Origin of the sequence: Synechococcus lacustris str. Tous (assembly GCF_003011125.1) — a bacterium.
GTDB lineage: Bacteria > Cyanobacteriota > Cyanobacteriia > PCC-6307 > Cyanobiaceae > Synechococcus_D > Synechococcus_D lacustris.
This window is the reverse complement of record NZ_PXVC01000019.1, coordinates 23990-30029: the sequence shown is the minus strand read 5'-3', so window position 1 is coordinate 30029 and position 6040 is coordinate 23990. Positions and strand designations below refer to the sequence as shown.

General features: G+C 55.3%; 7 protein-coding genes. 5 read left to right on the top strand and 2 right to left on the bottom strand.

Features of this window, described 5'->3' with window-relative positions; translation table 11 throughout:
• Positions 1–58 precede the first annotated feature (58 nt).
• Complete coding sequence (miaA, locus tag C7K08_RS06205; RefSeq protein ID WP_106499780.1) at positions 59–937, bottom strand: tRNA (adenosine(37)-N6)-dimethylallyltransferase MiaA; 879 nt, start codon at positions 935–937, stop codon at positions 59–61.
• A gap of 195 nt (positions 938–1132) precedes the next feature.
• Here miaA and gyrB point away from each other — a divergent pair, with 195 nt between their 5' ends.
• Genes gyrB through C7K08_RS06185 form a run of 4 tightly spaced genes read left to right on the top strand, consistent with a single transcriptional unit; the run spans position 1133 to position 4139 of the window.
• Entirely contained in the window at positions 1133–3082 is a 1950-nt protein-coding gene (gene gyrB / locus C7K08_RS06200) for a DNA topoisomerase (ATP-hydrolyzing) subunit B (protein ID WP_106499779.1), read from the top strand.
• The gene (locus C7K08_RS06195) at positions 3082–3375 is read left to right on the top strand and encodes a hypothetical protein (RefSeq protein ID WP_106499775.1); all 294 of its coding nucleotides are present in this window, start codon (positions 3082–3084) and stop codon (positions 3373–3375) included. Before gyrB ends, C7K08_RS06195 begins: the two co-directional genes overlap by 1 nt.
• Positions 3376–3378: 3 nt before the next feature.
• Positions 3379–3747 (top strand): FluC/FEX family fluoride channel, encoded by a 369-nt coding sequence (locus tag C7K08_RS06190; protein ID WP_106499774.1) that lies wholly within the window; start codon positions 3379–3381, stop codon positions 3745–3747.
• A complete protein-coding gene (locus tag C7K08_RS06185; RefSeq protein WP_106499773.1) occupies positions 3744–4139 on the top strand; it encodes a fluoride efflux transporter FluC in 396 nt (131 codons plus the stop codon). The genes C7K08_RS06190 and C7K08_RS06185 overlap by 4 nt, the downstream gene beginning before the upstream one ends.
• Here C7K08_RS06185 and C7K08_RS06180 read toward each other — a convergent pair.
• Entirely contained in the window at positions 4111–4575 is a 465-nt protein-coding gene (locus tag C7K08_RS06180) for a glutathione peroxidase (protein ID WP_106499772.1), read from the bottom strand. The two genes, C7K08_RS06185 and C7K08_RS06180, sit on opposite strands and share 29 nt — an antisense overlap.
• A gap of 50 nt (positions 4576–4625) precedes the next feature.
• Here C7K08_RS06180 and mgtE point away from each other — a divergent pair, with 50 nt between their 5' ends.
• The gene (gene mgtE, locus C7K08_RS06175) at positions 4626–6011 is read left to right on the top strand and encodes a magnesium transporter (RefSeq protein WP_106499771.1); all 1386 of its coding nucleotides are present in this window, start codon (positions 4626–4628) and stop codon (positions 6009–6011) included.
• The last annotated feature ends 29 nt before the right edge of the window (positions 6012–6040 follow it).

The window sequence follows — 6040 nt, the reverse complement described above, 5'->3', positions numbered from 1 at the left end:
GGGTGGGGCCATTCAGTAAGGCGAGGGAGAACTGTGGTGGAACAGGTGACCCCCCACCCTAGGCCCCCGCTGCGGCGATGGCAGCCAAGGMYTCCTCAAGGGCCGTTTCCTGATTAAGCCAGATGGCTTGATGGYGATTGCGAAACCAGGTGCGTTGCYGCTTAGCAAATTGCCAGGTGCGCTTAACGGTGAGGGCAATCGCCTCCGGACGACTCAGTTCCCCCGCCAATAGGGCCATGGCCTCCCCATAGCCAATCGTTTGCAGCAGTGCTAACTCYTTGCCATARAGCTGTTGCAGCGCTTCGGTTTCCTCCACYAAACCAGYGCCATACATCGCCGCGCTGCGCCKCTCGATCCTTTCGCGCAGGTTGGGGGGATTTAGCCCCAGCTCCAACACCCCATAGGCAGGGGCCATACGMCYCTGTTGGCTACTAAGTGGTTTACCTGTGCCATAGAGCACCTCCAGGGCCCTTTGGGTGCGAATTTTGTCGCTGGGATGGATGCGCCCAGCAGCCAGGGGATCCGCCTGSCCMAGCAGCTGRTGGGCGCTTGCYTGCCCMAGGCCTTCAAGTTGCTGCCTCAGCCAGGGTTGGGGCGCTARGGCAGGGGGTTGCAGCCCTTGGCTGAGGGCCTGGAGGTAGAGGCCACTGCCGCCCACCAGTAGGGCCGGGCGGCTAAGGGCCTGTTCCGCTGCAATCAAAGGCCGGGCCAGTTCACAAAACTGCTGCAGGTTTAGCGGTGTGTTGGGGGGGGCTAAATCCAACAATTCGTGGGCTACCCCTTTGCGTTCGGCTTGGCTGGGCTTAGCGGTGCCCACATCCATTTGTTGATACACCTGGCGTGAATCCACGCTCAAAACGCGGCAACCAAGCCTGAGGGCCAACTCAACGCCAAGGGCGGTTTTACCGCTGGCGGTGGGCCCCAATAGCACCACCATCAGTGGCGTTTGCTGCCCTTGCTCCCGGTTCCCGGCGATCCCTATGGCCAAGCGATTACTCCAACCCCACCACAAATTCAACCGGAGAGGCCCCCAGCAGGCGCCCTGGGCCGCCGGTGGTAGGATGTGCATTCAGCGGAAGGGTCCCTCCGGGGTTGGCTTCTACAAAAGGGCCTCCTCGGCGGAAACAACAGCATGGCCGAAGCAAGTAATTCCTCTCAGGTTCAATCGGCCTACGGCGCCGAACAGATCCAGGTTCTTGAGGGTTTGGAGCCGGTGCGCAAACGCCCTGGCATGTATATCGGCACCACCGGTCCCCGGGGGTTGCACCATCTTGTTTATGAAGTTGTTGATAACTCGGTTGATGAGGCCCTAGCCGGCCACTGCAGCGACATCGAGGTAAGCCTTAATGCCGATGGCTCCTGCACCGTTAGCGACAACGGCAGGGGTATCCCCACAGATATCCATCCCCGCACCGGTAAGAGCGCCCTGGAAACAGTGCTCACCGTGCTCCATGCCGGCGGYAAATTTGGCTCCGGCGGCTACAAAGTTTCGGGGGGCCTCCACGGGGTGGGGGTGTCGGTGGTGAATGCSCTAAGTGAATGGGTRTTGGTAACGGTTTATCGCCAGGATCAGGTGCACACCCAACGCTTTGAAAGGGGCGCRCCGATCGGCAGCCTGCTTTCAGCCCCAGGGGAAAAAGGACGCACCGGCACCACCGTTTGYTTTAAGCCCGATATCCAAATCTTTTCCACTGGAATTGATTTTGATTATCAAACCCTTTCGGCCCGCCTGCGGGAATTGGCCTAYCTAAATGGTGGTGTGCGCATCGTATTTCGCGATGACCGGCCAGATTCTTTGCGGGAGGAGGTGTATCACTATCAAGGGGGTATTCGTGAATATGTGGCATACATGAATGCAGGAAAAGATCCCCTGCATCCAGAAATTATCTATGTGAATTCTGAAAAGGATGGCGTGCAGGTGGAAGCCGCCCTGCAGTGGTGTGTTGATGCCTATTCAGATAGCATTTTGGGCTTTGCAAATAACATTCGTACCATCGATGGTGGCACCCATATTGAGGGTTTAAAAACCGTTCTCACCCGCACCCTCAATACCTTTGCCCGCAAAAGGGGTAAGCGTAAGGAGGCCGATGGCAACCTGGCTGGCGAAAATATCCGTGAAGGCCTCACCGCAGTGCTTTCGGTGAAGGTGCCCGACCCTGAGTTTGAAGGCCAAACAAAAACAAAACTKGGTAACACTGAAGTTCGCGGCATAGTTGATACTGTTGTTGGCGAATCGCTAAATGAATACCTAGAATTYCATCCCCAGGTTATCGATTTAATTCTTGAGAAAGCAATCCAAGCCTTTAATGCYGCGGAAGCAGCAAGGCGGGCCCGTGAATTGGTGCGTCGTAAAAGTGTGTTGGAAAGTTCTACTTTGCCGGGTAAACTTGCCGATTGCAGTTCCAGGGATCCTTCCGAATCTGAAATTTATATAGTTGAGGGTGATTCAGCTGGCGGTTCTGCTAAACAAGGTCGCGATCGCCGCAACCAGGCGATCCTTCCCCTGCGGGGCAAAATCTTAAATATTGAAAAAACWGACGACGCCAAGATCTACAAAAATACGGAAATCCAAGCCTTGATCACAGCCTTGGGCTTGGGTATCAAAGGCGAGGAATTTGATCAAAAGAATTTGCGTTATCACCGCATCGTTATCATGACCGATGCCGATGTTGATGGCGCCCACATTCGCACTTTGATCCTCACTTTCTTCTTCCGTTATCAACGGGCCTTGGTGGAAGGTGGCTTTATATATATCGCTTGCCCGCCTCTCTATAAAGTTGAGCGCGGTAAAAACCATAGCTATTGCTAYAACGAACAAGATTTGAAAAAAACCCTCGATGGTTTTGGTGAAAAAGCAAACTACACAATTCAGCGCTTCAAAGGTTTAGGCGAAATGATGCCTAAGCAATTGTGGGAAACCACCATGGATCCCACCACCCGCACGATGAAACGGGTTGAAATTGAGGATGCRGCAGAGGCGGATCGGATCTTCACAATCCTCATGGGCGATAAGGTTGCCCCCCGCCGCGCCTTYATTGAAGCCCATAGCGCTGAATTAGATCTGGCGGAGCTGGATATCTAATGCCATTGCGTTGGGCTTGGTTACTGGGCATGGCCCTGATGGCTCCGATTGCCCTACCCGCCGGTGGTGCCGATCGCGATAAYCCTGCCGTGCGCCGCCGCCGCSCTGGTGAACCGCTTTAYGCAATCGGCATAAAAAAGTTGCAGGTTTCACCCCACCATCAGGCTCCCTTGCTGGTGAAAGTTAGTGATTCAGATATGCCCTTGCAAATCCTCCACACCTGGTACAACCAGCAGGGAGAGCGCTGGTGCCGGGTGAGTTTGGGAGGTTTCCGGGGTTGGTTGCTTGGTTAGGCMATGCTGAAAAGCATCCTGCTGGTTTCGCTTGGGGCAGTGCCAGGGGCCTGGTTGCGATTCCGGTTAATAAATCATTTTGAGCCAATTGTTCCGGCAAAACATTGGGCCACATTGGCTGTAAATATTGGCGCCTCATTTTGCCTAGGCCTCTTGGTTGCCCTTAATCAGCTTTGTTTATCAAATCAGCTGATGTTGTTGCTGGCCACCGGTTTCCTTGGCAGCCTCAGCACCTTTTCCACCTTTGTGGTGGAATTGCTTGTGCTGTTGCATAAACAAGCCCCAGCRGAAGCACTTTTGCTTGCTTTGGCCTCTGTTGTTAGCGGTTTACTCGCCTTGGAATTAGGCCTGGCGATCGGAGGGYTGCAATGAAAACTATTCGCTTGGAATTGGTTGATCTATTGCTGGTGGGARTAGGCGCAATCCCTGGGGCTCTGCTGCGTTGGCAGRCATCTGTTCACCTGGCTCCTTTTCTGCCCTTTGCCAGCGCCGGGGCGGATTTAGTGGTGAATGTRATTGGCGCTGCCTTGCTTGGTTACCTGGTGGCTCCGCCAGCAACGGCAGCACCWTTGCTYCTTGCCTTAGGTATTGGCTTTTGCGGTTCCYTCACCACATTTTCCAGCTGGATGCTGGATATCGCTTTRCTGCAGCGCCAAGGCATGCATTTAGATGCCCTGGCGCTGTTAATTCTCAGCCTCGGCCTTGGCCTAGGGGCCGCCGCCGGCGCCTATGGCCTTAAAGGGCGGCTTCAATCGCATCGGTGAGTTCGGCGGCATCAGGTGCCACCCCACTTTTGAAGCGGGAAACCACGCTGCCATCACGGCCCACCAGGAATTTTTCGAAATTCCAGGCGATTGGCCCTGCAGGTTCTGCCTTTGTAAGGGTGTCGAAGGGGGCAGATGTAGCGCCTACCTTGGCAAATAATTCAAAATTCACACCATAGGTAGTGCTACAAAACTGTTGGATTTCTTCGATCGTGCCCGGTTCTTGGCCGCCGAAATCATTGCAAGGAAAGCCGATCACCTTGAACCCTTGGGGGCCATACTTTTCCTGCAGGGCCTGTAARCCGGCATATTGCTTGGTGAAACCACAACGGCTGGCCACGTTTACCAGCAGCAGCACCTGGCCGCTTAAGTCGGCCAGATCTTGGGGGGTGCCGGCGGCATTGTTAACAACAACGCCTTTGATGCTTGGGGCCATGGGAACAAAAGCAAACGATTAAACCCTAATCACTTCAGTGCACTCGGGCGATGGCTGAAACCACAACCACAACCGCTATTCCAGAACTCACCCAATACCTGGAGCGTTTGCTGGCGGCCGGTAATTACGACGCCGTTAAGCAGCTATTGGAGCCGGAGCAACCTGCCGACGCCGCCGAAGCCATAGGTAATTTGCCCACTCTTCAGCAGGCGATTGCCTTTCGTTTGCTGCCTAAAAATGAAGCGATTGAAGTTTACGAATACCTCGATGCAACGGTGCAGCAATCCTTGTTGGAGAGGTTGCGCTCCGGTGAAGTGCTCGAGCTGGTGGAGCAGATGTCACCCGATGATCGGGTGCGGCTTTTTGATGAATTGCCCGCCAAGGTGGTGCGCAACCTGCTGCAGCAACTAAGCCCGGAGGAACGCCGGGTAACAGCCCAGCTGCTGGGTTACGAAACTGAAACCGCCGGTCGTTTGATGACGACCGAATTCATTGATCTCAAGGAATTCCACAGCGCCAGCCAAGCGCTCACGATCGTGCGCCGCCGCGCTTTAACCACAGAAACGATCTAYAGCCTTTATGTAACYGATGCGGCCCGCCAGCTCACAGGCATTTTGTCTTTAAGGGATCTGGTGGTGGCTGATCCTGAGGATTTGATCGGTGCGGTGATGACCCGTGAAGTGGTGCGGGTTCACACCGACACCGACCAGGAGGAGGTGGCACGGCTGATCAAGCGCTACGACTTCYTGGCCCTGCCGGTGGTGGATCGGGAGGATCGCTTAGTGGGAATCGTTACCGTAGACGACGTGATCGATGTGATCGAGCAGGAAGCCACCCGCGACCTCTACGCCGCAGGTGCTGTGCAGGCCGGCGATGAAGACGAYTACTTCCAAAGCAATTTGTTTGAAGTGGCTAAAAGGCGGGTGTTGTGGTTGCTGGTGCTTTTARTTACCAACACCGGCACTTCGGCCGTAATCGCCTCCCAGCAGGGGGTTCTGCAACGGGTGGTGCAGTTGGCTGCCTTTATTCCCCTTTTGATTGGCACTGGCGGCAATGTGGGCGCCCAAAGTTCCACGGTGGTGATCCGCGGCCTTAGCACCAATCGGTTGCAGGCCCTAGGCCCCTGGCGCACCGTGGGGCGCGAGGCCCTGGCTGGGGTTTTGCTTGGCCTATTGCTAGCTGCGGTGGTGGTGCCATGGTCGTGGCAACTGAGCGGTGAACCCTTGGTGGCCATAGCTGCTGGGGTGTCGATGTTGTGTATTTCGATCCTTGCGGCAACGGCAGGGGCGAGCYTGCCACTGCTTTTTGATCAGCTCGGCCTCGATCCAGCCTTGATGTCTGCCCCTTTTATCACCACGGTGGTTGAYGTGGCTGGGGTGTTTATTTACCTGCAAACCGCCGCTTGGCTCCTGAGCCACCTGGGCGCAAACGGCTGAACCCAAATGGGTGAGTCTTAAAAGACTTG